This window comes from Amphibacillus marinus, assembly GCF_900110345.1.
GTDB lineage: Bacteria > Bacillota > Bacilli > Bacillales > Amphibacillaceae > Amphibacillus_D > Amphibacillus_D marinus.
The window spans coordinates 120,447-143,218 of the sequence record NZ_FODJ01000002.1; the positions used below are offsets into that span (position 1 = coordinate 120,447).

The window sequence follows — 22,772 nt, forward strand, 5'->3', positions numbered from 1 at the left end:
TCTAAATACCCTTGATAGGTCAGCCGATATTTCGACCGTCATCTTTTTAGGGACTCGGGTTTCTCGGTATAACCCTTTTTTAAGGTGGCAGAAATGACAGGATAACGTATCATCCCATTCCAAAGAAATCCTGAAACAAAGCGTCCATTTCCATCAAATCAGCTCGAGACAGTTTCAAACGCTGCTTGCTGTTTGTTGATGGGGAGATCTGCTCTTCCTCATCAAACTTCTTAAATTGATCCTTGGCCACTTCGATTAATGGGCCTAACTTATCCTCATGTTCTATGCGTAAATCCCTGTATGCTTGAAGGGACATACCCTTATTGGCTGCTAATACATCATCATTAATTGGAATACCCTTAACGCGGTATTTCTCTGCTAAGAAAGCACGCTCTGCTTCTGACATTTGCTTTAAGCTGCTGTATAAGATTTTCATATTTTGCTTTTCAAAATCAGCTAGAATATCAAAATTAGAATCATAGTAAAGCCATTTTCTCAAAAAGTATTTGACCTGTTGCCTTGACTGCCGCATCCTCACACCCCCACCATTTCAAGTATGCTGCTGAAATCAATGTCCAAGGTATCGTTGCTAAGTGCCATTCCTTCCGTTGATGGTTCTGACTCTATATTCCGCATATGGTTCATGGCTTCCTCGATCTCAAGTATTTCCTCATAGAAGGCTAACTCAATTTGATTTAGGTCACCACCAACTGGCTGATTCCTGTACCTGTTTACCAAATAGCTTCTTTCTTCATCACTTAGCGATTGAAGATAGTCCTCTGCATAACGCTCTTTCTTTCTTAAACCCTGTATGCGCCTTTCCAGCATGGCAACCATATCCACAAAGCTAACGACTTCCTTAGCAACATTAAACCCAACAGAATGAACACCTAATTCAGTTGCCTGGACACTACTTATAAGCGACTGATCGTAGAATTTAATCCTGGCCTTCTTTATACTTTGACTGATCCGCTGCACCTCATCATCAATGTTTAAGTAGAAATAAATCTGCTGTTGTTTTAATCGATCAAATTCCACTCATGTACCACCACCTTTATGCACACTTTCTATATTGGTATAGATGTCGTTATCAATTGAACCGACAGCGGATTCGGAACCTTATAAATTTAAAAAGTTCACTCCATTTTTCAAATAAGTACCAAGCGCAAATTTGCGTTGGGCAAATCCTCAAAATGGGGAATCGCGATAGACTAGACGGACTAATACGCAATTTGTGTACTGGAATGGCGCACTTATGCACAGGGTAAAAACTGTAGACAAATTGACGACAATCCATATTTGGATTATCAATTGAACCATCCTCAATTTGCGGATGGTTCCTGTCAAATTGACGTGACCCTTTAAATAAACTAACGTGATTAGTTAGCTCATAGCTGCTGTATTATCTGCAAATCGGATAATCCTCATAATTTCAGCGTGCTTTTTACTAATATGACTTGAGCTATAACAAAGCTCTTCTGCTATATCCTCCAACGTCTTACCCTCAACATATTTCATCCTTAGGATCTGGTTTTCTAAGCCTTTAAACTTACTAATTAATTTAATTAACTGCTGCTTTTGATCTTGTTTAATTCTTAAAGCTTCTTTACTTTTTTGAATTATCTCTTCTAAATTTGAGGCCTTAGATTTCTCATTCAAGTGCACATCTTGCAAGTCACCTTCAACCCAGCGCTTGAGTTCTGTCTTGTAGCGCTCAATACTAAATTCTAGATAATCAACTTCTTGAGAAATATTCTGGAAATCTTTCAGCCACTCATACAAGCTTCGTCACCCGCCTCCACTTAAATTTTCCAATAGCTTTAAACTACGTTTTATCTCAGCGTGCCTATTGTATATATACTGCGGTGAGTATTGTAATTTATAAGCTATAACTTCCAGAGTAAGTCCATCAATATATTTCATTTTTAATATTTGATTATCTAAGCCACGGAATGAGTTAATGAGTTCCAACAAATCATTTTTAAGCTGATGCTTTTCATTTAAGACATTTTCTAGATTAATCAGTGCTTGTCCCAGTCTTTGCTGTTGTGAGACAGCCGTTTCTAACCTGTTTTTATTAAATAGATCACCATTCCTTTCCCAACGCTTAAGCTCTATCTTGGTTTTACGAATATCCCATTCTATTAATTCAATTTCATCTTGAATTAAATCGTACTTGACCAGCCATTGAATGCTTTTCATCACACGCTCCTTAAATCTTGGCTTTAAACCATTCCTAACAAGAATTCGAGCCCTGGAATCAAACCAGGGCACAATAAATTCATCTAGCATAGAACACCTAACTTTTTGTTCCCTGTTGTTGCATTTCTTTGGCTTTTGCCTCCCAATAACGCCGATTGTTCTCTTTGACCTTTTCGGGATTATTTTGACGCCATCTTCTTAAGTATTCATTACTCTTCTCCCTGTTCTTGCTTCGCCACGCTCGAGCATACTCTCTACGTGCTTCCTTTGCCTCTTCACTCATTGTCATTAGTGTTCACCTCCTTGTTTTAATGGGTTATAGAGCGATTGGAGCTTCATAGGTCTAATTGCATTAAAGCTCACTTATAGCCTGTTATGGATTAAATTAAGTGCATTCTAATCACTCCAATCGAACTTATCAGGATCGTTCCCCTCTATAATCCAATTTTGGAATGCAATCTCTTTATCGCGCGGATCGACTTGTGAAAGTGTTCGAAAGTTTTTGTCTTTACTAGATTTTAGAAACAATTGATCATACCTTTTTCGTAACTTCCCAGGCGATGATACATTTATCATTTCAAAATCATCTTGCTGCACCCATTGCATTAAACGTTTAATATCTTTCTCATTGCGCTTATCAACCTCCATCATCAAACGAATATCATTAGACCAATTTTGAAAGTTTGGTTTCTTGTGATTAGGATTGTTTTCTTGAATTCGCTCAAAAAGGTATTTGGCTAATTTAAAATAAATTGAAGTTTCCTCGTAAACTCGTTTGCGAGTATTTTTATTTAGGTTTTTATTTAAGTTCTTTATTTCTTGGTTGTCAGTTTCGCCAAAGGTACCTTTGTTACTTTCGCCAACCCTACCTTCGTTAGTTTTGCCAATGGTCGAATCAACAACACTTCTACTACCCTTGTTACTTTCGCCAATAGTTGAGTCCCATAAATCATGATCTTTTACAAAGGCTATTGTTCTACAACTTCCATTTGCGACACTTTGTTTAATGATTTTTCTATCTTCTAAACTTGTTAGCTCCCTTTGAATGTTTCTTTTGTCGCATCCTGTAGCTTCACTAAGAAAAGATAAAGACAATTTATGTTCAATTCTTTTGAAACCGTATGTGTATCTCCAAATCACAAATAATATTCTGTATTGAGTGGGGCTTAATTTAATTTTCGCCATATTCTCTAGAATTTCATTTGCTATTTGCGTAAATCCATTTTCAACTTGTACGTTAGCCATATCACCCCAGCTACTTTCTAAAAACATTGATTTTCTTTGTAACAACTGTATAATTTAATTAAATTATTTCTTTTCCCTAGCCATACTCCCTTTGGCTCTTTCGGCTTCAACCTCAGTAAAAAAAACCTTAGAGGGAGTGGTGCGTATGTTAAAACTAATTTCTTCTATGCAGGGATTAAAACTATCACACGAGACGATAATTTTAGCTTTAAGTTATATTATTCTTTTCAGCACCATTACTGAGGTGCCGGGGAAAAGAAATAATTCCTTGTACAATTGAAGCAAAGAACAGAAGCATTTCTAGCTGAAACATCTCTGATTTTAAATAATAACAACTAACCTTGTTAAGCAACTTCATTTCATCACCTGTAAATGATCTGCCTTCTTTTTCTGTCTCTGCCTTCATGAAGCTGCTTCCTCCTTTGGCTTAACGGCTAATGTTTCAATGATTCTACTAGCCTGCTCCATTTCCTTGTGACTTTCTTCATGAATTGATTTTAAGATTCTATGGATGGCCAGTAACTGTTTTGTAATAATTCCTTCTTCCACATAGTGGGCTGATATTCTTGGATGCTCTCTCATGCCCTCTAGCGTGCTATAAAACAATTCTAGCGCTCCTTCCATATCCTCTAAATTAGTGATTGTAAGACCCGTACTACATTCCAATTCCAGTACTGCTGAAAAATCTGTCATTGCTTTATTCCTCCTAGTAGATTAATAGATTTCCATTACATACGTATGCCCACGTCTTTTATTATTTGATTTACCATTTCTCATAAACAATCTCTCTAATCACTGGAACCAACTCATCATAAAAATACATGCGTTTTCGTGACTTCTTACGCTGGATAGCTCTGATCCTTATGTCTGACAAGAATTCATCTTCAATGAATCGTTTGCTTAAGCACATCTTCTTGGCCAAGGTGTCCACATCAATCATAATTAGTGAATCTCTTAGCAGCTCATCAATCCTTTGCTTAATGTGCTGCGCTATTTCAGCCTCGTTGATCTCTACATTAACTTTTGCAGGAATCATCTTCTCACCTCCTTAAAGCGGTCAGCTTAATCGTTTAGAACGACTTCCGAAATTCGGAACTGGTTACGAACTAATCAAATTGAACACTTGCTACAATAGTGGCTTCTTCTTTACGCGACATAACCTTATAACCTAAACCAGCTGCATAACGTACTGGTTCATTATTGCGGTAGTAAATAGTACGATACGACTTACCCTCATTTCTCAATTGCTGTTCAAGCCTTGAAACCACATGAATGTTAAAACAAAATTGCGTGTCGCCCGCTGAATAGATTACCCATTTTTCATGTGTGGACATGCTTTAAACCTCCATTTCGATTGTTATATCAATCACTTTAATTAAAAAAATATTATGAATATCAACACCCAATCCATTCGCAATCTTATAGGCAACTTTAGGCGATGGATTATTCTTTTTTGAAAGAATTTGCGACAAGTAACCTTGAGAAATGCCGACTTTCTTAGCAAAAGAACCCAAACTGTTTCCAGTCTCTGCGATCATAAGTTTTGCTTTTACGTTGTCCTTTAATATTACTTGCATCAATTTAGCCCCCTCTCTTTCAATCGTTACTTTTAATTTAACATCGGGTGATTGTTATGTCAATTGTTTTATTAAAAAATATTGTTTAATCAATCAATAAAATGTATAATATGAAATAAAGGACGGTGATTAAAATTAAAATAGGTGAAATAATCAAAGAATTGCGTAACAAAAAAGGTATATCTGCTAGGGAATTATCAAGGCGATCAGGAATATCGCAACCATATTTATCACAGTTAGAAACAGGGAAAAATAATAATCCTACAAATGAAGTTCTGAAAAAAATTGCATCTGGTTTAAGTATAGAGTTTGTGGAGTTGATACATTTATCCAATTATTACAATGCTGAGGAAGTAGAAAAAAATAAAATTAATAAGCTTCTTTCTGAAATGACTGATTTAAAAGGTTATTTTCTTCCTCATTTAAAAGAAGATGTATTTTATGCTATAAGGGAAAGTAATTTATATATGGCTCATGCGTTCCATAATGCTTCTGATGCATCTGGGTATGAAAGAATGTTTACAGATTATTTTTTAAATAAAAATGATGAATGGACTTATTCTGAACGTGATCATGAAGATATGGCCAAAGATTTTGATAAAGCCTACAACATTAGAACAATGCTTGAAGTAATAGAACAAGGAGAAACAACGATTGAAGAATTAGAATCCTTTTCCAATTTATTAAATGATATTGCAAATAAACACAATATAGCTATAACCGGAAACGAAGAAGTTGAAGCGGATCTATACAAGGTTATAAAACATAAAAATGTTCATTACAAACAAAACAAATTGAACGACAACGACAAGATAATAATAGCCGCTTATTTAGATGGTTACTTTTCCAACGAAGGAAACAATTAGTTCTATCATCATTTTACGTCATTTCCTTTTGTTCTGTTGGCTTTATTCATCATTCAACACTATTCTTTAGGGGACACTTAAAATGCTTGTGCATGCTTTTAAGTGCTTTTATGAATAATACAAGATTTCAATTAAAAAAAATAAAATGAATAAAACGACGGAGTATCAGACCTATAATTTCCTTCGCATGCGTATGCCCACGCTAGGAAAGGAATAGTCAATATGGCTAAGCTACACAAATCAAGTAAGGATCCTGAATTGTATTACTATTTTAACAGGAAAAAGGAAAAGCTTTGGTGTTTTCGCCACAAGTATTATGACGAATTAGGCGAAAGGAAAGAGAAGAAGAGAAGCAGCTTCACAACAGAAAAAGAAGCCTTAAGAGTTTTACTAGAAGTAAAAGCCTTAACGCTTCGAGGATCGAGTAGACAAATAGAGTATGATAGCATAACCGTTGAAAAGTGGTTTGACCTTTGGTATGACACCTATAACCAGCAATGGAAAAAGTCAACATGCTATCACAGAAAGGCATTGATTAAGAATCACATTAAACCCTTGTTAGGCAGCTATAAGCTTTCTAAACTTGATAAGACAACATACAGAAGGGCTTTTATTAACAAGCTGCTTGATAAGGGCTTTAGCCCAAACACTGTAAAATTGTTTCACTGTATATTTAACACAGCGATAAATGCTGCCGTTGATGATGAAGTACTTCCACATAACCGTTTTAGAAAGGTGAAGATTACTAAGGCTGATACCTTTGAAAATTTTCTAACTCCTAATGAGTTGAACACATTCTTAGACACAGCAAAGGAATACGTTTCAGTTACTGGCTATACCCTTATGCATTTGCTCGCATACACAGGCTTGCGCAAAGGGGAAGCATACGGATTAAAGTGGAAAAACATTGACTTCGATAAAAGGACCATAACAGTCGAATGCACAAGAGATCATTATGGCCCTAGATCACCAAAAACTAAAAATAGCTATCGCACTATTCCAGTTGATGAAGTGGTTACCAGTCAATTAAAATTTTATCAAAGACGGTGCATGGAAGCAAAGCTTAAATTCGGCATGCAGCTTAACAAGGAAGACGACTTCGTTTTTATCTCAGAACAAAGTGGGGAGCCTTGTAGCTACACGCTCCTACAGCACGCATTTACAGCCTTGTACAAGTATCTTGAGCTAAAGGATATTAAGATTAAGAAAATCACTGCACACGGCTTAAGACACACGCATGCTACCATTTTAATTAATAAACGGATCTCACCTAAAACGATTGCGGATCGACTAGGAAATACAGTAGAGATGATTTATAAAGTATATGCGCATTCATTTAAAGAGCTTGAGGATACAGCGGTAACTGTCTTTAGTGAAAGCCTAAATGGGGCTAAAATTGGGGCTAATTAATTCTAAACAGCCCCTAATCCTTGCTATATAAGGCTTCTTGATAGGGGCGCATTATTATATCACATATCCATTTTATCCCGCAATACGGATTTTGTTGGTAGCAAGAATATTAAGTTAGCAAGCTTGTAGATGTTTCTAATTAATGAACACGACCTATAGTTAAAAAAGTAGTGATGGTCTTAGACCATCACTACTTTTATTCTGCTTTCGTTTCAATCGGCAGCTCTGGATACGATATCCAATCACTGAAGCTTCCAGGATATAATTTAACATTTTTATAGCCTAATGCGGTTAATGCTAAATAATTCATACACGCCGAAACGCCAGAACCACAGGAAAGAATAATCTCCTTATTGGGATCAAGCTCTCCAAATATTTGGGCTAGTTCCTCTTTTGAGCGCCATTTTCCTTCCGCTGTTAATACTGCCGTCCAATCAAAGCATTTGGCTCCTGGAATATGACCTGCTTTCCGATATAGTGGCTCACTTTTTCCTAGGTAACGCTCTCTTGAACGGGCATCAATTAGGATTGTATTCATTACTTCTTTAGACGCTTTCACATCATCAACGTTTACAATCATTGACAGATCAGGTTGTTCCTGATAATTTTGCCGCAATGGGCGCTTTACCACAGAAGTAATCGGTAGCTTCGCGTTTATCCAAGCTGCTATCCCACCATTTAATATGTATTTTGATCTATGACCGTAATGCTCAAGTAACCAATATAGCCGAGCTGCAAACATAGCATTACCTTGATCATAAATCACAACTGTCGTTTGTTTAGTTATCCCTGCTTCACTTAATTTGCCCAAGAAAACATCTTGGTCTGGTAACGGGTGACTACCGCCATGCTTTTTAGGCTGTGCAGAAAGATCATTATGTAGACTAAAATATTGAGCCCCAGGAATATGGCCTTCCTTATACAGTTGCTCACCTTTACTAGGATTAAGTAACTCAAATCTTGTATCGATAATAATGACATCTGAAATTTTTTCATATAATTCCTGCGCATTTATTAAAAACTCCATTGGTACACCTCCATTTCCTTATTATTATTTATATTATCATGGTTTTTTTAAAAAAAGTCCGAAAAAAAAGCACTGCTCCAGATTATTATAGCATAAAGAAGCAGGCTTGCACTTTTACATTTATGTTAAAATTATCCGTTCAGTTTGCCTAAGCTCCGCCAAGCTCGCAACACCCAACCCAAACATTGCCATTTTAAGCTCCATTTCACGTACTTGCATAACTTCCAGAACCGCTTCAACTGAGGTGGTTGCTTCTTTTAAAATAGAGCGTGCAAATCCAACATGATCTGCCCCCAGTGCGATTGCCTTCGCAGCGTCTACTCCTGTTTTCATGCCTCCGCTAGCAATAATGGAGCGATTCGAGACCTGTTCTTTAACCGCCAGCAGACTGTCAACTGTCGGAATACCCCAATCTACAAAAGCTTCTGCAGCAAGCCTTTTAACAGGGTCTTGTGATCGCAGCTTCTCTACCTGACTCCATGATGTACCGCCAGCACCAGCAATATCAATAAATTGAATGCCTACTTGACTTAGCTGGTAAGCTGTTTGTCCATCAATACCCCAACCAACCTCTTTAACACCAATAGGTAAATCCATAGCTGTACACAGCGCCTCAATCTTTGGTAATAATGCCGAGAAATTCGTATCGCCATTCGTTTGAACAACCTCTTGAATAGTATTTAAATGTAGGACGAGTGCGTCAGCCTCCGTTAACTCCATAATCTGCTTGCACTGATCAATCGTAAAACCATAATTAAGCTGAACTGCTCCTAAGTTAGCGATTACCGGAATACTTGGCGCATACTTACGAACTTGAAAGGACTGACGATAGCTTTCATTTTCAATTAAGGCTCGCGTTGACCCTAGAGCAAATATCCAGCCACGCTCTTCGGCGGCGATAGCCAAGTGACGATTAATTTGATCGGCCTGTTCAGCTCCACCAGTCATTGAACTTATTAGAAAAGGCGTTTTAATTTGTTGTTTAGTAAGAAATGAAGACCCAGTATCTATTTGGTCAAAATCTATTTCTGGGAGAGCATTGTGAATTAATTTGACTCGCTCCATCCCAGAGGTAATTAGCTTCCCCTCGACCTGGTCAGTTAGGCACAACTGAATGTGCTCAGCTTTCCGTTTATCTATTTGTTCTGACATCATGCTCACCTCTTTAGGCTCAAAATTTTGTTAATTGAAGAAGCAGCTTGTTTTTCCGCTGATTAGTAACGATCGCACGTCTTTCAAACACTTGAAATTTATTTTCTTTAACAACTTCAATAATCTCACGATAATACGTTGCTGCCAGACGTAAAGTTAAGGCACTTTTTGTTGGATAGCTACTAATGAACGCTAATCCTATTTCAAACCACTTATCAGCTTGGTTAATTAAATGTTGAATAACCCGACAGAAAGGATCATTAATAATTTGATTTTCCCAATCATGCTCAGTATAACCATAAAGTTGCATAATTTCTAGCGGAATGTATCGTCTGCCAAGCTTTTGATCAGCGCCAATATCTCGGATAATATTGACAATCTGCATTGCTTTGCCTAACGCAATTCCTGATTCAACTACTGATTGACCAGGCGCAGGGTGCAAAATCGGGACAATCATCTCACCAACAGATCCCGCTACTCGGTAGCAATAATCTTCAAGTTGGGCAACGGTTGCATATTTTTGTTGCGCATAGTCTAAGCGCTGACCACTCATCTGTAAGTAGTAAGGGGCCTTATTTAAGTTATACGTTTCCATCACCCATCTTAGCGACGGCCAAATAAAGTGACCTTTGGCTTGCTTAAGGTGTGAGAAATGCTGTTCAAGCTCCTGTAGCGAGTATGGGGAAGCTTCAGGCTCATCAACAGCATCATCAATGAGTCGACAAAAAGAATAAATAACATAAACAGCTTCTCGCTCCTGTCTTGGTAGGTACTTGAAAGCGTGATAAAAGCTTGACGACCCTTGCTTCATCATGATTTTACATGCTTGTGCTAAATCCCGATCTAACATCACCATCTACTCCCCTTTAATAATCTCGTTAACTAATAAACGTGCACCTTGCATAACAATTGGTACACCGCCACCAGGATGAACCGAGGCTCCAACTGCGTACAACCCTTTAACAATTGGATGTTTAAATTGCGGCCGGAATGCTCCTGATTGATTAAGCAGTGGAGCAACGCCAAAACTCCCTCCCCCATATAATCCTTCTTTCTCAGCATCTCGAGGTGTACGAATAGTTTGCCACTCAATCTGTTGTTTTAAGTTCGGAAATTGCGCTTGCTCAATTCTATTAACTTGTTCATCGACAAAATGATCTAGCTCTTGCTCTGAACATCTTAGCCGAGCAGGTACTGGTATTAACAGGTACAACGTGCTCTTACCTGCTGGTGCTGATTCAGGATCTATCGTAATTGGATTAAAGACATAGCAAGAAGGATCAGCTGGTAAATCAGTCGATTCTGAAACGTGTTTCATATAAAAGTCAAAATCTCTAGAGAGAAAATATTGATGCGTAAGGGTATTAAGGTAGCGATGCTTGACTCCTATATAAACAAGTACACAGCCTGAGGATGGAACGTACTTTGCTTTTCCGCGGTTTTTCTCTTTCTTCAGAAGTCTATTAATTAATGGGTAGTCGCCATTAAAAATGACTTTTCCAAATTGAAAATCGCCTTTAGAGGTCCTTACTCCCTCTACCCGTTTTTCTTCGACAATAATCTCCGTTACCGCAGTTTTTTTAAAGAAATTTACCCCTTTTTCAAGGGCGAGCTCTTCTAGCTTAGGAATTAATGAATAATAACCACCTTTTACATACCAGATGCCAAAGGCGTGTTCACTATATGAGATTAGTCCATAGAGAGCCGGTACTGTATGAGGGGCCCCACCAATGTAAAGCGTTTGCAACGCATAAGCGTGCTGGAGCTTTAACGAATCAAAGTATTCAGCAAGATAGTTCGACACGGTCCGGTATGATTTCGATGCCAGAACGAACTTTATATTTTTAAAGGAAAGAAAATCGCGCTTAAGTGCAAACGTACGTGATAAAAAGGCCTCGGTTCCAAATTGATATATATTACCCATGTCTGCTAAGTATCGTCTAAAGCCTTGTACCTGGTCTGGAAATAGATGCTTTAGCTCATTTACCTGCTGATCCTCTTGCTGCCATTTCCGATAAGTACTGCCATCCGAATAATGAATGTCATATAATGGATCGCAACGTACTAGTTCAATATCTGTCTCCTTAAGTCCACACGCTTTTAATAATTCAATTAAAAGCTGTGGTAACAATACGATCGTAGGACCTTGATCAATCGTATAGTCTCCATTTGTCTCGAAGGTAAGCCTTCCACCTAACTTAGCTTCCTTTTCAAATAAGGTGACCTGATAGCCATTATCCGCAAGCAAAATGGCGCTTACCAAACCACCAATCCCTCCGCCAACAATTGCAATACTCATGATATCGACTCCTTACTTGGGCTAGCTGGCTTTTTCTTGTATTGCTGATCAAGTAGGCGTGTACTAATAATTGCTGATTGAAAAATTGTCGGCAAGCCACTTCCCGGATGGGTTCCGCCACCAACTAAGAAGCAATGCTCAACATCTTGGAACTTATTGTGTGGGCGTAAGTACATCATTTGGGCCAAGTTATGAGCTAAATTAAATGTTGCCCCCCGATATACATGGTAATCCGTTTCCCAATCCTTTGGCGTAATTATTTTTTCGACCTCGATATGCGCTGTAAAATCTGCTATTCCCGTTTCTTCAGCGAGCCTTGTCAGCACTTGCTCCCGTAGCCTTGGCGCTTCAATATTCCAATCAATTGCCGCATCTAGATTTGGTACTGGAACTAGAGCATAAAGAGCTGTTTTACCTTCTGGAGCAAGTGTTTTATCTATCACCGATGGATTGTGAACATACATGGAAAAGGGATCACTTAAAATTTGGTTAGCCGTTACATCTTTCACATTTTGTTCATAGTTTTCCGTAAATAGAACCATGTGATGAGGCAAATCTAAAGGTTGATCAATCCCCAAATAAACCATGAAGGTAGATAAAGAAAGGCCCTTCTTCTTTAATTTGGATTGCTTATAAGCGGTTAAATCTTTTTGCTTAAAAAGGTTGGTAACGGCATAGCCAAAATCAGCATTAACGACAACATCATCAGCATAAATGCGTTCTCCTGTTGCTAGCTCGACACCAACAGCTGTTTTATTGTTCACTAATATTTGGCTCACAGGAAGGCTACAATGAACCTGCCCACCAAGCTCCTCAATCACCTGTGCCATCGCATGGCAGACTTGATTGACTCCCCCAATTGGATGAAACAAACCCTGGCTATGCTCTAAAAATGACAAAATAGTAAACGTACCTGGACATTCCCATGCGGACATCCCTAAGTACTTTGATTGAAAAGAAAATGCCCATTTTAATCGTTCATCAGAAAAATATTTTGAAAGTCTACCATAAACGGTATCAAATGCATTCAAATAGGGTAAAGCAAGAATAAGCTCCTTCGAGAGGTAATCGCTCCACTTACTAAAGGGCTTTTTCAGCAAAGCAACAACACGTTCAAATTTCTTTGCTTCTTCTGATAGAAAGCGTTGATAGCCTGAACCGTTTCCAGGAAACAACTGTTCAATGTGCTGACGTGTTTTTTCATAATTTCGACTTGGTGTAAAAGCGACATCACCAAACTTTAATGTATATAACGGATCTATCTCTTTCATTTCAAGATAATCCGCTAGATTTCGCCCACAATTGTGAAAGACTTCTTCTAGAACAGCAGGCATCATGTAAAAGGTTGGCCCTAAATCAAACTGATAATGATCAAGTTTAAGCTTAGAGGTGCGTCCACCTACTTGAGCTTGCTTCTCAAAGACAGTTACCTGATAACCCTTAGCACACAATTGCATAGCGGCAGCTAACCCACCTGGCCCCGCACCTATTACAACAACGTGTTTTTTCATTTTCTCCCCGACCTTCTCTTAGCTGAGCTTAATTTATTTAGCTACTATTATATAACCTTTGTATAACTTTTGTATAGAAATAAGACTTGTCGTCCATCTGTTAATTTTCATAGAGAATAGTAGATAATCATTGGCTATTTTGAAAAAATCTCATATAATTACTAATAGATTATAGAGAAGGTGATTGCATCATGTACGGGATCCAGAAGGTAGCTCAAATAATAGGTATTACCCCAATCACACTTAGAGCTTGGGAGAATCGTTATGGGGTCATTAAGCCCGCTCGCACAAATGGCGGCACAAGAATCTATTCTGAACAGGATCTTGAGGAGTTAATATGGGTTGTTGAGCAAAGAAATACAAAGAAATTAACAGTTAAACAGGCCATGGCTCTTTTACAAGCAAAAAAAGACACCCTCAGCACAATACCGTTAACAAGAGCTTCCTATTCAGATTATACAACTAAAGTATTTAATTTATTGAGTAACTTCCAAGCAAAGGAAGCTACCTTGTTATTAGATGAGCTGATAAAAAAAGCTGATCATGAAACGATTTTTCATCATATCCTTGCCCCTGCATTAATAAAGGTTGGTGAGCATTGGGAAAATAAAACGTTAACTGTCGCTCAGGAACATTTTATTAGTCACTATATTCAGCAAGCAATGGCACAGCATTTCTACGCCTTCGAACCTTCACATTACCTAGGTAAGGCGATTTCAGTATGCCCGCCTAACGAGATGCATCAAATAGGGTTATTGCTCTTTTCCTTATTTTTAAAAAGACGCAATATTGATGTCATGTTTATTGGGCAGGATACACCCATTACAGATATTCTCTTAATGATTGAAACCGAAGCAATTGATCTGGCCTGCTTTTCAATTACACTCTCTTCACACATGCCGAATCTAGTAGAGCTACTAGACCAACTTGCTAGGCATTATCCTCAGGTTGAAATTGTCATTGGTGGACCTAGTGCACAAAAGCTTCCCGAGAATTATCAAGCCTTCTATATGACTGGGAACTTAGATGACTGGGAAGACTGGTTTAGTAACCGTTTTAAGCGAAACACCTAAAATTTTCGATAGCTTGCGCTGTCGATTATGCTAGAATAGAAACACCTATATTTAAAAATGGAGATGAAGTTAACATGAAGCAGGCATTAATTGATCGTTTAACTACCTATGTGAAAATAGATACACAGTCCAATAGTAACAACAGCTCTTGTCCTTCTAGTGAAGGCCAATGGGATTTAGCTAAGCAATTAGCTGATGAGCTAACAGCAATCGGCTTGCAGGAGGTTAGCTTAAATGAGAATTGTTATGTGATGGCGACTCTACCAGCAAATACAGATAAACAGGTTGAAACAATTGGCTTTCTTGCCCACCTTGACACCGCTACCGATTTCACAGGTAAGAACGTAAAGCCACAACTTGTTGAGAATTATGACGGTGGTAACATTGTTTTAAATCATGAACAAGAAATTATTCTAAAGCCGAGTGAGTACCCAGCGTTAAAGAACTACCAGGGACAAACGCTAATGACTACAGATGGCACTACATTACTCGGGGCAGACAATAAAGCAGGTATTGCGGAAATTATGACGGCAATGGCGTTTTTAATTGAGCACCCTGAAATCAAGCATGGGAAAATTCGAGTCGCCTTTACACCTGATGAAGAAATTGGCCGTGGTCCCCACAAGTTTGACGTTGATGCCTTTGGAGCGCAATATGCTTATACGATTGATGGTGGACCTCTTGGAGAGTTGCAGTATGAAAGCTTTAATGCAGCTGCCGCTAGAGTATGCTTCCAAGGAAACAATGTCCACCCTGGCACTGCCAAAAACAAAATGGTTAACTCAATTAAGCTTGCAATGGCTTTCCAGGATCGACTACCTGCCGAGCAAGCGCCCGAATTTACCGAAAAGTATGAAGGCTTTTATCACTTATTAAGCTTTAGAGGCGATACAGAGGCGTCCACCTTAGCCTATATTATTCGTGATCATGACCGGGAGAAATTCGAAGCGAAAAAAGAACGCCTTAAAAAATTAACCTTGGAGTTTAAACAAAAATACGGCGATAAAGCCGTTACGCTTGAACTCTCCGATCAATATTACAACATGCGTGATAAAATTGAGCCGGTGAGCCATATTGTTGACATCGCTGCCGAGGCAATGAAAAGCTTAGCTATCAAACCTATTATTGATCCGATTCGTGGTGGTACAGATGGTTCCCAGCTTTCTTACATGGGGCTGCCAACCCCAAATATTTTTACAGGTGGCGAGAACTTCCACGGTAAATTTGAATTCATATCGATTGATCACATGGAAAAAGCCGTACAAACCATTGTGAGGATTGCCGAACAATTTGTTAATAGAGCTGAATAAACGAGCATAAAGCGTACCGATTAATCGGTACGCTTTATTTTTAAAGAATATAATTAATCACAAACCACATGATTGCGAAAAAGATAATTAAGTAGGTTGCATATTTGATAAAGGCCACGCCAACCTTACTTGTATCTGTCTTCTTCTCTGTTCTTTGCACCTCAACATCCTTATGTTGGTCCATCAAAATCCAGCTCCCTTTAGCATTCATTGTTTATCTATCCAATACCCCGTCTCACCAATCTGAAACGTTAGATTATAAAAGCTGGGTAAGCATGGTTTCAATTTTCCAATCAAGCTTCTTTATGCGGTCAATTGCGAGTTGACTCGGGATCTGTCGATAATGATGAGCTCCACCAGCCTCTTCTACTTCAGTATCTGCTTGTGCCACGACTGTTTGTAACGGTGATAGTTTTAAAGAGCCTTCCGGTAAATAAGAGTCGGTATGAAGTAAGACGGCTAATGCGATCGCTTTAGCTACTTTGTAATCCTCACCTAACCGAATAAGCAATTTATGGGCACGCTCTGCACCCTTGATCGCATGAATGTCATTCTCTTTATAAAGATCGAAGTCCCATTTGCCATTATGATACCATTGGTAATGACCAATATCGTGTAAAAAACCTGCTTTTGCTGCATAATCTGGATTAACGCCTTGCTTGAAGGCAATCTCTACCGCCCGTTCAGCAACATCAATCGCATGCGCCATCCCAGACCGATTTACATATTTTTGCACAATATGATGATCGTATAGCTGCTCAATTGTCACCTTCCTCATCGCATTCACCTCCAGTAACTGCTTATCAAAAGGTATATTGTTTAATAAAATAGCATATTTACAAGCCTTTTTCCACTAAAAAAATGTTAAAATTCATTATATGGTGACTAGCAAACATTAGAACTGGAATGTTTATGTTAATTATTATTTACCCTCAAGATTATCTGACAAACGCATGCAAGCATTTTGTGATAAGATATAGGTTAGAATTAATGTAGACAAGGATGATTAGAAATGAATAATAATAAAGCAATTGTTGTTTTTAGTGGCGGACAGGATAGCACAACCTGCTTGTTTTGGGCATTAAAACAATTTAATGAGGTAGAGGTTGTTACCTTTGATTATAATCAAAGGCATCAGGAAGAAATTAAGGTCGCTCAAGAAATTGCAGATGAGTTAGGTGTTAAGCAAACGATTATGGACATGTCATTACTTAACCAATTGGCACCAAACGCTTTAACACGAAATGATATTGCCGTTACCGAAGGAGAAGATGGGGAGCTACCATCAACGTTTGTCCCAGGTCGGAATCTCTTATTTTTATCTTTTGCCACAATCTATGCGAGTCAAGTCGGGGCAAAACACATTGTAACAGGTGTTTGCGAAACAGACTTTAGTGGTTATCCAGATTGTCGCGATGTGTTTATTAAATCACTGAATGTCACACTTAACCTATCAATGGATACACAATTTGTTATTCACACACCGCTAATGTGGTTAGATAAGGCTGAGACTTGGGCGCTTGCTGATCAATTAAATGCCTTCGAGTTTGTTCGTGACAAAACATTGACTTGCTATGAGGGGATCAGGGGATCAGGCTGTGGTGAATGTCCCGCCTGTAAACTACGTCAAAATGGATTAGATCGTTTTCTGGAGAAATGAATAAAAAGGGGCTAGCTAACATAGCCCCTTTTTATTCATTTACTATGCTGTAATAAATGGTGATACAAAGCACCATAAAGATTAGCAGCACTTCTAAAGTGACAGGTAACAATTTTAGGATTTGCCACGTGGACCGTGTTCACTGCCTTAATCTGTTCAATTGCTTTATTTATTCCATCAAGTACTGCGGGTTGTACACTTATTCCACCACCAAGTGCAAATACATCGGGATCAATCACATACTGTAGGTTAAGAATTTGACTTGCGACATTATAACAAAACCGATTAAAAATGGTCAATGCCTCCTCATCACCTTGATCAATAAACTCGAAAACACCAATGCCATCTGTTTCATCAAGACCTTTTAATGTTGCAATCGCCTTCACCATTTTGGCTGCTGAGCAGGACGTGCCGACAAATCGTGCAACATTATTATCATAATTAAAATCATCCATGACATAGCTTTGCTCACCCGCTTCTAAGTGAGCACCACGGTGGAGCTTACCATTAATGATAATGCCACCGCCAACTCCCGTACCGAATACGAGCACAACACTGTGCTGATAGTCTTTTACACTACCCTGCCACTTTTCGGCAAGTGCAGCACACTTCCCATCATTTTCAATTGATGCCTTAACACCACAACGTTCTTCCAACATATGGACAAGATTATATTCATGGAGGTACTTTAACGCTCCACCATGGTAAACAACACCACTATTGACATCAATTGTTCCTGGGCAGCTAATAGCAATCCCGACTATATCCTCGCTCGATTGTGAGAAAACAGCAACCATTTTATCAACTAAATCCTCTGTACTGACATACGGGGTGCGAAACTTCCCTTCATTAACTTGTTCGCCTGTCCCAGTCATCCACGTATACTTAACAAATGTTCCACCAATATCAAACACCAAATACATTTATGAGCACTCCCTTTCGCCATCATGCTTTACCTTATTATACAAGCGCTTTCAATTTTTTTGTAGTCTTTTTTCCAAAACACTTGTAAGTTGCAATTCATTAACCGCTGGGAAGATAGCTAGTACACGATCCAATATCAGTTACTCCAATTTTAAAAAACGGACCACATTGATCGAGTTAGCTATCCTAAAATCGATCAGTGTGGTCAATTATTTTTATCTGACTGGAAGCTCCCCACCACAATTAGAAAAGGCAAAATTCTACTATGTTTTGTGGGGCAACAGTCAGTAGAAGCCCGATTGGTTCACGGGCCGCGGTTTGGTATACCTTTAGGTGCAAGTGTTTTTGGTGGGGCGAGTAACCGCAAATCACTTCGGTGGGACGAGTAATCGTATTCCCATGCCTGTGGTAAAAACAATCAGTGGATAGATCGCCACTGATTGAAGGTTCACTTTATTTTATTTTCTCCATCAGGTTAATCCCTAATCCCATGAATATAACACCCATTAATAACAGAATAGAAACGGGTTGAATAACATCTAATAAGCTATCATTATAGACGATTGTTCTAATTAACGCCTCTAACCCGTAGCGTATTGGCACAAGTCGCGCTAGAAACAGCAGAATATTATTCGTTACAATTTCCAATGGCCAGAAGGCACCACCCAACATTGCCATTGCTGTTGCCACAATCGGTATTGCTGCCTGTAGCTGTTGGGATGATCTGACTAAGCCCATTACTAGCATACCAAGCGCCACAATCGAGAAGACATAGGCCATCACGACGGCTACAATTGTTAACAGCTGGGTCCCGAAATTATAACCAAGCATGAAGTGGAATAAGACAAAGCTTATGATAATTTGCAGCATGCCCAGCATAAAGTGATGAGCAAGCTGTCCAATGTAAATCTGTGTTTTCTTTAACGGGGAAATAATTAAGCGATCCCATGTCCCGGTCTTCTTTTCTAAAACAATATTTGAAAGGTTAAATAGAATGGTGTAGATGACAAAGTATAAAGTCATACCAGCAACTACATGTAAACCCATCTCATCATGCTCTGAGACATTTGTACTCAAAGTCTTTACATCTGACTGAACATAATGCTCAATAGATACTGTTTCATCCGTTAATTGTGCATTCACTTCGTTAATCCTTAAATATGATTGAAAAGTCTGCATAATATGTTGATTAGCAGCAGCTATGAAGTGAGAGTCCTGCCCAACCAAAAAGCTGTAATTATCTGCTTCTAAATTAAGAGCAAAACTAATCTGACTCATGCGCAACTCGTTCTCTACTTCTTCTCGTTCATTATAATTAAACGTATACGTATCGGATTCATTTAATCGTTCTAGCCAAACAGCTACTTCCTGCTCTGACAAGGTATCGCTAAAGGTTTGAATTGTAATTGTCGAACTCCCCTGAGAGCCTGCCAAGAAAAAGACAAAACCAATTGTTAGCCCAAAAAAGGTAAACACAAGAACAGGCTCTCGTATTAGCCGTAACCATTGTAAGTTAAATACCGTTAACATTAGGCAATCCTCCTTTTGGGAAAAATAATGAGCGCAATAACAATTAAGACAACAGCCATTACAATGACACGATAGAGCAATGGCATAATTGACGTTAATTCAAAGCCTTGAATAAGCTGCATATAGGCGGTCATGATTGCACCATTTGGGGTCCAATTGCCGAGTGCTCTAATAAACGGCGAAATCTGCTCAACTGGAGTAAAGCTACCACCCAAAAAGGCGAGGATCGTTACAACTCCACCGGAGAAAATTCCTGAGACTGTATCTTGACTTGATTGCAGCGTAATAGCTGTTAATAATGTTGCTAATCCACCAATTACAAATGAAAAAGTAAATGTAATGATAAACATACCTAGCCAATATTTGCTTGACTGACCCGAAAATGTACCAAATAATAGATTGGACAAGCTAAACAAGATCGTTAGTTGCATAAAGGTTAGGATGGTCGCAGCGATTGCCTTACTTGTCAAATAGCGTAGTGGTCGTTCTCCAGCCATAATCAGTCGGGCGAACACATGGGTGTCTTTTTCTTTAAAAGCATTTGCAGATACTGTCGCACCTACATATAAGGCAAACATAGCTGCCATCCCAATAGTATAGTATTGAAAGGCCGTCACTGGCTTCGCTCTTGACACGGTAGTTACTTGGCCAAAGTCTTGTTCGGCAAAGCTTGCTTCAATTGGCTCTCCATCATTTGCTACTAGAATAGACGTTTCGAGATTGTAGCGATCGGTAAAGGTTTGAATTAAATTCTCGATCACACTTGCACGAATTTGCTCGCGGTCCTGAACAGCCAATTCAATAACCGATTCCGGCTCTTCATTTAAAAAAATACTAGCTAAAGCATGGTAAGAAAACTGCTTAGGGATCGTAATAACAGCTACTACTTCATCAGCTTCAAGATCTGCCGCCGCATCAGCAGCTTGCTCATATGTTGTTAGCCCAATAAGCTCTTCAAGCTCCGGGTCTTCTAATAAGTCTAAGAATACTTGCGCAGGATCTGCTCCTTTAGCACCTGCAACTATTTCTTCAATTGCTTCACTTGGTATACCTTGTTCAAGTAACAAAGCTTCAAAATCAGCCAAATCGGCCTCTTGGTCATTTTCTATTACAAGCGCAACAGGTATTTGGCTAATTGAGGTCTCACCTTCAATTAAACCGCCTAATGCAAAACCTAAAATTGAGATTAGAATAAAGGGCATGCCAAGAAGCATAATGACTTCAGAACGATCTCGGGAAATAGTTAGTAAATCTTTTTTAAAAATGTTCCACATAGTCTCTTCCCCTTTAATCTCTTAGTTTTCGTCCAGTTAAATGCAGAAACACATCTTCTAGTGTTGGTGTTTGGACATGAATTCCAATAATCTGAACTTGCTCACGCTTTGCTACATCAAAGATATCTGCCAGTAATTGATCTGCTTTTGTGGCAATGATTTTAAAGCCCTGTTCCACCTCAATAACCTTTTGAACAACATCTAGTTCTGATAGTTGATCAGCGAAGCCTACTTGTTTTTGTTGTAATTCAACTAAAACCGTCTCCTCACTTGATAAAATGCTCTTCAATTCCGATTTTGTACCTGAAGCAATTACTTGACCGTGATCCATAATATAAATACGATCACACAGTTTTTCAACTTCTTCCATATAGTGACTGGTATAGAGCACAGTCATTCCCTTTTCACGATTTAAATTCTTAACCATCTCTAAAATATAGCTTCTGGATTGTGGATCAATCCCGACTGTCGGCTCATCCATAATTAACACTTCTGGTTCGTGTAACAAAGCAACAGCAATGTTAATTCTTCGTTTCATTCCCCCAGAGTAGTTTTTAATCTTATCTTTTTTTCTGTCCTCTAAACCAACCAACTCAAGGACTTCGGCAACTTTATTATCCAGCTTCTTGCCTGATAACCCATACACCCGCCCAAAAAACTTCATATTCTCTAATGCGGTAAGCTCTTCGTATAACGCAATTTCCTGAGGCACCATACCCAGTACCGGTCGAATAATTTCCGGTTGTTTCAGGATGCTTTTCCCATTATAGCGAACATCACCATCTGTAGGCGATAGTAGTGTCGACATCATTGAAATCGTTGTTGATTTACCTGCACCATTCGGCCCTAATAACCCAACTGATTCCCCTTTTTCCAAATAAAGATTCACCCCATCAACGGCTGTAGTCGTTTTAAACTTCTTTCTTAGTTCCTCAACCTCAAACATATTAGCCACCTACTCTCATTCATTCTTAGCTTAAGTATATAAAAAGAGAGACAGTAAACATACTGTCTCTAGTCATTAAGATGAAGCTATAACATGACCTCAGTCATCTTTTAAAGCCACGATAGCAATTTATTGAACAATTTTATGACGAAGCGCATAAATGGCAATTTGGGTACGATCCCGCAATTCAAGCTTATCAAGGATCACTGAAATATGATTTTTTACGGTTCCAATGGAAAGAAATAGTTGATCAGCAATCTCTTTATTGGTTAAACCTTCACCAATACCAATGATAATATCTAGCTCCCGTTTTGTTAGATCAGGGTGAATTTCAATTAGTTCCTGATCGCGGATGAGTGCGGGCATAACCTTAGCTGCTACCTGATCCTCAATCGTCAACCCACCTTTAAGACAGCTCCGAATAGCACGGATTAATTCATCAGCATTGGCATCCTTAAGCATGTACCCATTGGCACCATTTTTTAATGCTTCAAGTGCATAGGCTTCATCATTAAAGGTTGTTAGAATCAATATTTTACGATTTGGCCACCGTTTTTTTATTATTCGCATTGCTTCCAGCCCGGACATAATCGGCATCCTAATATCTAAGATAATTAGATCATAATTGAAACGCTCACATAATTGAATGGCCTCTTCGCCATTTACCGCTTCACCCGTTACCCGTAATTCCTCATCTGTCTCAATCATCATCTTCAGTCCTTGGCGGACTAAGACTTGATCCTCTGCTAATAAGATCGTAACCATT

Annotated in this window: 28 protein-coding genes; 5 read left to right on the top strand and 23 right to left on the bottom strand. The window is 38.7% G+C overall.

Annotated features, from left to right (window positions below; translation table 11 throughout):
• Positions 1-109 precede the first annotated feature (109 nt).
• The 11 genes from BM000_RS04590 to BM000_RS04640 all read right to left on the bottom strand — a co-directional run bounded on the left by BM000_RS04590 (position 110) and on the right by BM000_RS04640 (position 5,024).
• Positions 110-532, bottom strand: coding sequence for a VIT1/CCC1 transporter family protein (locus BM000_RS04590; RefSeq protein WP_091495291.1), 423 nt, complete (start codon positions 530-532; stop codon positions 110-112).
• A gap of 2 nt (positions 533-534) precedes the next feature.
• Positions 535-1,038: a hypothetical protein gene (locus BM000_RS04595; RefSeq protein WP_091495293.1), complete on the bottom strand. Its 504-nt coding sequence runs from the start codon at positions 1,036-1,038 to the stop codon at positions 535-537.
• Between the two features lie 345 nt (positions 1,039-1,383).
• Entirely contained in the window at positions 1,384-1,782 is a 399-nt protein-coding gene (locus BM000_RS04600) for a sigma factor-like helix-turn-helix DNA-binding protein (RefSeq protein ID WP_091495295.1), read from the bottom strand.
• Positions 1,783-1,788: 6 nt separating this feature from the next.
• The gene (locus tag BM000_RS04605; protein WP_143063892.1) at positions 1,789-2,202 is read right to left on the bottom strand and encodes a hypothetical protein; all 414 of its coding nucleotides are present in this window, start codon (positions 2,200-2,202) and stop codon (positions 1,789-1,791) included.
• 97 nt (positions 2,203-2,299) lie between these two features.
• Positions 2,300-2,491, bottom strand: coding sequence for a hypothetical protein (locus BM000_RS04610; protein ID WP_245751575.1), 192 nt, complete (start codon positions 2,489-2,491; stop codon positions 2,300-2,302).
• A 107-nt stretch (positions 2,492-2,598) separates the two neighbouring features.
• Positions 2,599-3,447 carry a replication protein gene (locus tag BM000_RS04615; RefSeq protein WP_177178206.1) on the bottom strand — a complete coding sequence of 283 codons (849 nt, stop codon included), beginning with the start codon at positions 3,445-3,447 and terminating at the stop codon, positions 2,599-2,601.
• A gap of 208 nt (positions 3,448-3,655) precedes the next feature.
• Positions 3,656-3,853 carry a hypothetical protein gene (locus BM000_RS04620; protein WP_091495300.1) on the bottom strand — a complete coding sequence of 66 codons (198 nt, stop codon included), beginning with the start codon at positions 3,851-3,853 and terminating at the stop codon, positions 3,656-3,658.
• Positions 3,850-4,140 carry a hypothetical protein gene (locus BM000_RS04625; RefSeq protein ID WP_091495301.1) on the bottom strand — a complete coding sequence of 97 codons (291 nt, stop codon included), beginning with the start codon at positions 4,138-4,140 and terminating at the stop codon, positions 3,850-3,852. Before BM000_RS04625 ends, BM000_RS04620 begins: the two co-directional genes overlap by 4 nt.
• A gap of 70 nt (positions 4,141-4,210) precedes the next feature.
• Complete coding sequence (locus BM000_RS04630) at positions 4,211-4,483, bottom strand: hypothetical protein (protein ID WP_091495302.1); 273 nt, start codon at positions 4,481-4,483, stop codon at positions 4,211-4,213.
• A gap of 70 nt (positions 4,484-4,553) precedes the next feature.
• Positions 4,554-4,781 carry a hypothetical protein gene (locus tag BM000_RS04635; RefSeq protein WP_091495303.1) on the bottom strand — a complete coding sequence of 76 codons (228 nt, stop codon included), beginning with the start codon at positions 4,779-4,781 and terminating at the stop codon, positions 4,554-4,556.
• A 3-nt stretch (positions 4,782-4,784) separates the two neighbouring features.
• Positions 4,785-5,024, bottom strand: coding sequence for a helix-turn-helix domain-containing protein (locus tag BM000_RS04640; RefSeq protein ID WP_245751576.1), 240 nt, complete (start codon positions 5,022-5,024; stop codon positions 4,785-4,787).
• A 125-nt stretch (positions 5,025-5,149) separates the two neighbouring features.
• Here BM000_RS04640 and BM000_RS04645 point away from each other — a divergent pair, with 125 nt between their 5' ends.
• Both BM000_RS04645 and BM000_RS04650 read left to right on the top strand, forming a co-directional pair.
• Positions 5,150-5,890 carry a helix-turn-helix domain-containing protein gene (locus BM000_RS04645; protein WP_091495307.1) on the top strand — a complete coding sequence of 247 codons (741 nt, stop codon included), beginning with the start codon at positions 5,150-5,152 and terminating at the stop codon, positions 5,888-5,890.
• 222 nt (positions 5,891-6,112) lie between these two features.
• The gene (locus BM000_RS04650; RefSeq protein WP_091495309.1) at positions 6,113-7,300 is read left to right on the top strand and encodes a tyrosine-type recombinase/integrase; all 1,188 of its coding nucleotides are present in this window, start codon (positions 6,113-6,115) and stop codon (positions 7,298-7,300) included.
• Positions 7,301-7,496: 196 nt separating this feature from the next.
• Here the strand turns inward: BM000_RS04650 and BM000_RS04655 are convergent, their stop codons facing one another.
• From BM000_RS04655 to BM000_RS04675, 5 genes are all read right to left on the bottom strand, one after another.
• Positions 7,497-8,327, bottom strand: coding sequence for a sulfurtransferase (locus BM000_RS04655; protein WP_091495311.1), 831 nt, complete (start codon positions 8,325-8,327; stop codon positions 7,497-7,499).
• A 120-nt stretch (positions 8,328-8,447) separates the two neighbouring features.
• On the bottom strand, positions 8,448-9,479 hold the full coding sequence (fni, locus tag BM000_RS04660; protein ID WP_091495313.1) for a type 2 isopentenyl-diphosphate Delta-isomerase: 1,032 nt from the start codon (positions 9,477-9,479) through the stop codon (positions 8,448-8,450).
• 19 nt (positions 9,480-9,498) lie between these two features.
• The gene (locus tag BM000_RS04665; RefSeq protein ID WP_245751577.1) at positions 9,499-10,329 is read right to left on the bottom strand and encodes a phytoene/squalene synthase family protein; all 831 of its coding nucleotides are present in this window, start codon (positions 10,327-10,329) and stop codon (positions 9,499-9,501) included.
• Positions 10,330-10,335: 6 nt separating this feature from the next.
• On the bottom strand, positions 10,336-11,778 hold the full coding sequence (locus tag BM000_RS04670) for a phytoene desaturase family protein (protein WP_091495321.1): 1,443 nt from the start codon (positions 11,776-11,778) through the stop codon (positions 10,336-10,338).
• On the bottom strand, positions 11,775-13,289 hold the full coding sequence (locus BM000_RS04675) for a phytoene desaturase family protein (protein ID WP_091495322.1): 1,515 nt from the start codon (positions 13,287-13,289) through the stop codon (positions 11,775-11,777). The genes BM000_RS04670 and BM000_RS04675 overlap by 4 nt, the downstream gene beginning before the upstream one ends.
• Before the next feature lie 191 nt (positions 13,290-13,480).
• Here BM000_RS04675 and BM000_RS04680 point away from each other — a divergent pair, with 191 nt between their 5' ends.
• Positions 13,481-14,362: a MerR family transcriptional regulator gene (locus tag BM000_RS04680; protein ID WP_091495323.1), complete on the top strand. Its 882-nt coding sequence runs from the start codon at positions 13,481-13,483 to the stop codon at positions 14,360-14,362.
• Between the two features lie 74 nt (positions 14,363-14,436).
• Positions 14,437-15,672, top strand: coding sequence for a peptidase T (gene pepT, locus BM000_RS04685; protein WP_091495324.1), 1,236 nt, complete (start codon positions 14,437-14,439; stop codon positions 15,670-15,672).
• Between the two features lie 40 nt (positions 15,673-15,712).
• On the opposite strand, the gene BM000_RS16730 is transcribed toward pepT, so the two are convergent.
• The gene (locus BM000_RS16730) at positions 15,713-15,856 is read right to left on the bottom strand and encodes a hypothetical protein (protein WP_177178207.1); all 144 of its coding nucleotides are present in this window, start codon (positions 15,854-15,856) and stop codon (positions 15,713-15,715) included.
• A 72-nt stretch (positions 15,857-15,928) separates the two neighbouring features.
• Positions 15,929-16,450 (bottom strand): HD domain-containing protein, encoded by a 522-nt coding sequence (locus BM000_RS04690; protein WP_091495325.1) that lies wholly within the window; start codon positions 16,448-16,450, stop codon positions 15,929-15,931.
• Positions 16,451-16,684: 234 nt separating this feature from the next.
• Here BM000_RS04690 and queC point away from each other — a divergent pair, with 234 nt between their 5' ends.
• A complete protein-coding gene (queC, locus tag BM000_RS04695; protein WP_091495326.1) occupies positions 16,685-17,332 on the top strand; it encodes a 7-cyano-7-deazaguanine synthase QueC in 648 nt (215 codons plus the stop codon).
• Positions 17,333-17,367: 35 nt separating this feature from the next.
• Here the strand turns inward: queC and BM000_RS04700 are convergent, their stop codons facing one another.
• The 5 genes from BM000_RS04700 to BM000_RS04720 form a co-directional block, all read right to left on the bottom strand.
• Positions 17,368-18,255 (bottom strand): ROK family protein, encoded by an 888-nt coding sequence (locus tag BM000_RS04700; RefSeq protein WP_091495327.1) that lies wholly within the window; start codon positions 18,253-18,255, stop codon positions 17,368-17,370.
• A gap of 454 nt (positions 18,256-18,709) precedes the next feature.
• On the bottom strand, positions 18,710-19,786 hold the full coding sequence (locus BM000_RS04705) for an ABC transporter permease (protein WP_091495329.1): 1,077 nt from the start codon (positions 19,784-19,786) through the stop codon (positions 18,710-18,712).
• A complete protein-coding gene (locus BM000_RS04710; RefSeq protein WP_091495335.1) occupies positions 19,786-21,060 on the bottom strand; it encodes an ABC transporter permease in 1,275 nt (424 codons plus the stop codon). The genes BM000_RS04705 and BM000_RS04710 overlap by 1 nt, the downstream gene beginning before the upstream one ends.
• A 13-nt stretch (positions 21,061-21,073) precedes the next feature.
• Positions 21,074-22,006 carry an ABC transporter ATP-binding protein gene (locus BM000_RS04715; protein WP_091495337.1) on the bottom strand — a complete coding sequence of 311 codons (933 nt, stop codon included), beginning with the start codon at positions 22,004-22,006 and terminating at the stop codon, positions 21,074-21,076.
• A gap of 129 nt (positions 22,007-22,135) precedes the next feature.
• Entirely contained in the window at positions 22,136-22,771 is a 636-nt protein-coding gene (locus BM000_RS04720) for a response regulator (RefSeq protein WP_091495340.1), read from the bottom strand.
• Position 22,772: the final 1 nt, after the last annotated feature.

Bases quoted from the DNA above. Each gene is read 5' to 3' on its own strand.
- BM000_RS04690 (WP_091495325.1), bottom strand. From the start codon at position 16,450: ATGAGGAAGGTGACAATTGAGCAGCTATACGATCATCATATTGTGCAA.
- BM000_RS04670 (WP_091495321.1), bottom strand. From the start codon at position 11,778: ATGAGTATTGCAATTGTTGGCGGAGGGATTGGTGGTTTGGTAAGCGCC.
- BM000_RS04625 (WP_091495301.1), bottom strand. From the start codon at position 4,140: ATGACAGATTTTTCAGCAGTACTGGAATTGGAATGTAGTACGGGTCTT.
- fni (WP_091495313.1), bottom strand. From the start codon at position 9,479: ATGTCAGAACAAATAGATAAACGGAAAGCTGAGCACATTCAGTTGTGC.
- BM000_RS04705 (WP_091495329.1), bottom strand. From the start codon at position 19,786: ATGTTAACGGTATTTAACTTACAATGGTTACGGCTAATACGAGAGCCT.
- queC (WP_091495326.1), top strand. From the start codon at position 16,685: ATGAATAATAATAAAGCAATTGTTGTTTTTAGTGGCGGACAGGATAGC.
- BM000_RS04655 (WP_091495311.1), bottom strand. From the start codon at position 8,327: ATGGAGTTTTTAATAAATGCGCAGGAATTATATGAAAAAATTTCAGAT.
- BM000_RS04640 (WP_245751576.1), bottom strand. From the start codon at position 5,024: ATGCAAGTAATATTAAAGGACAACGTAAAAGCAAAACTTATGATCGCA.
- BM000_RS04610 (WP_245751575.1), bottom strand. From the start codon at position 2,491: ATGACAATGAGTGAAGAGGCAAAGGAAGCACGTAGAGAGTATGCTCGA.
- pepT (WP_091495324.1), top strand. From the start codon at position 14,437: ATGAAGCAGGCATTAATTGATCGTTTAACTACCTATGTGAAAATAGAT.
- BM000_RS04675 (WP_091495322.1), bottom strand. From the start codon at position 13,289: ATGAAAAAACACGTTGTTGTAATAGGTGCGGGGCCAGGTGGGTTAGCT.
- BM000_RS04715 (WP_091495337.1), bottom strand. From the start codon at position 22,006: ATGTTTGAGGTTGAGGAACTAAGAAAGAAGTTTAAAACGACTACAGCC.
- BM000_RS04720 (WP_091495340.1), bottom strand. From the start codon at position 22,771: ATGGTTACGATCTTATTAGCAGAGGATCAAGTCTTAGTCCGCCAAGGA.
- BM000_RS04635 (WP_091495303.1), bottom strand. From the start codon at position 4,781: ATGTCCACACATGAAAAATGGGTAATCTATTCAGCGGGCGACACGCAA.
- BM000_RS04620 (WP_091495300.1), bottom strand. From the start codon at position 3,853: ATGAAGGCAGAGACAGAAAAAGAAGGCAGATCATTTACAGGTGATGAA.
- BM000_RS04680 (WP_091495323.1), top strand. From the start codon at position 13,481: ATGTACGGGATCCAGAAGGTAGCTCAAATAATAGGTATTACCCCAATC.
- BM000_RS04700 (WP_091495327.1), bottom strand. From the start codon at position 18,255: ATGTATTTGGTGTTTGATATTGGTGGAACATTTGTTAAGTATACGTGG.
- BM000_RS04605 (WP_143063892.1), bottom strand. From the start codon at position 2,202: ATGAAAAGCATTCAATGGCTGGTCAAGTACGATTTAATTCAAGATGAA.
- BM000_RS04665 (WP_245751577.1), bottom strand. From the start codon at position 10,329: ATGTTAGATCGGGATTTAGCACAAGCATGTAAAATCATGATGAAGCAA.
- BM000_RS16730 (WP_177178207.1), bottom strand. From the start codon at position 15,856: ATGGACCAACATAAGGATGTTGAGGTGCAAAGAACAGAGAAGAAGACA.
- BM000_RS04710 (WP_091495335.1), bottom strand. From the start codon at position 21,060: ATGTGGAACATTTTTAAAAAAGATTTACTAACTATTTCCCGAGATCGT.
- BM000_RS04615 (WP_177178206.1), bottom strand. From the start codon at position 3,447: ATGGCTAACGTACAAGTTGAAAATGGATTTACGCAAATAGCAAATGAA.
- BM000_RS04590 (WP_091495291.1), bottom strand. From the start codon at position 532: ATGCGGCAGTCAAGGCAACAGGTCAAATACTTTTTGAGAAAATGGCTT.
- BM000_RS04650 (WP_091495309.1), top strand. From the start codon at position 6,113: ATGGCTAAGCTACACAAATCAAGTAAGGATCCTGAATTGTATTACTAT.
- BM000_RS04630 (WP_091495302.1), bottom strand. From the start codon at position 4,483: ATGATTCCTGCAAAAGTTAATGTAGAGATCAACGAGGCTGAAATAGCG.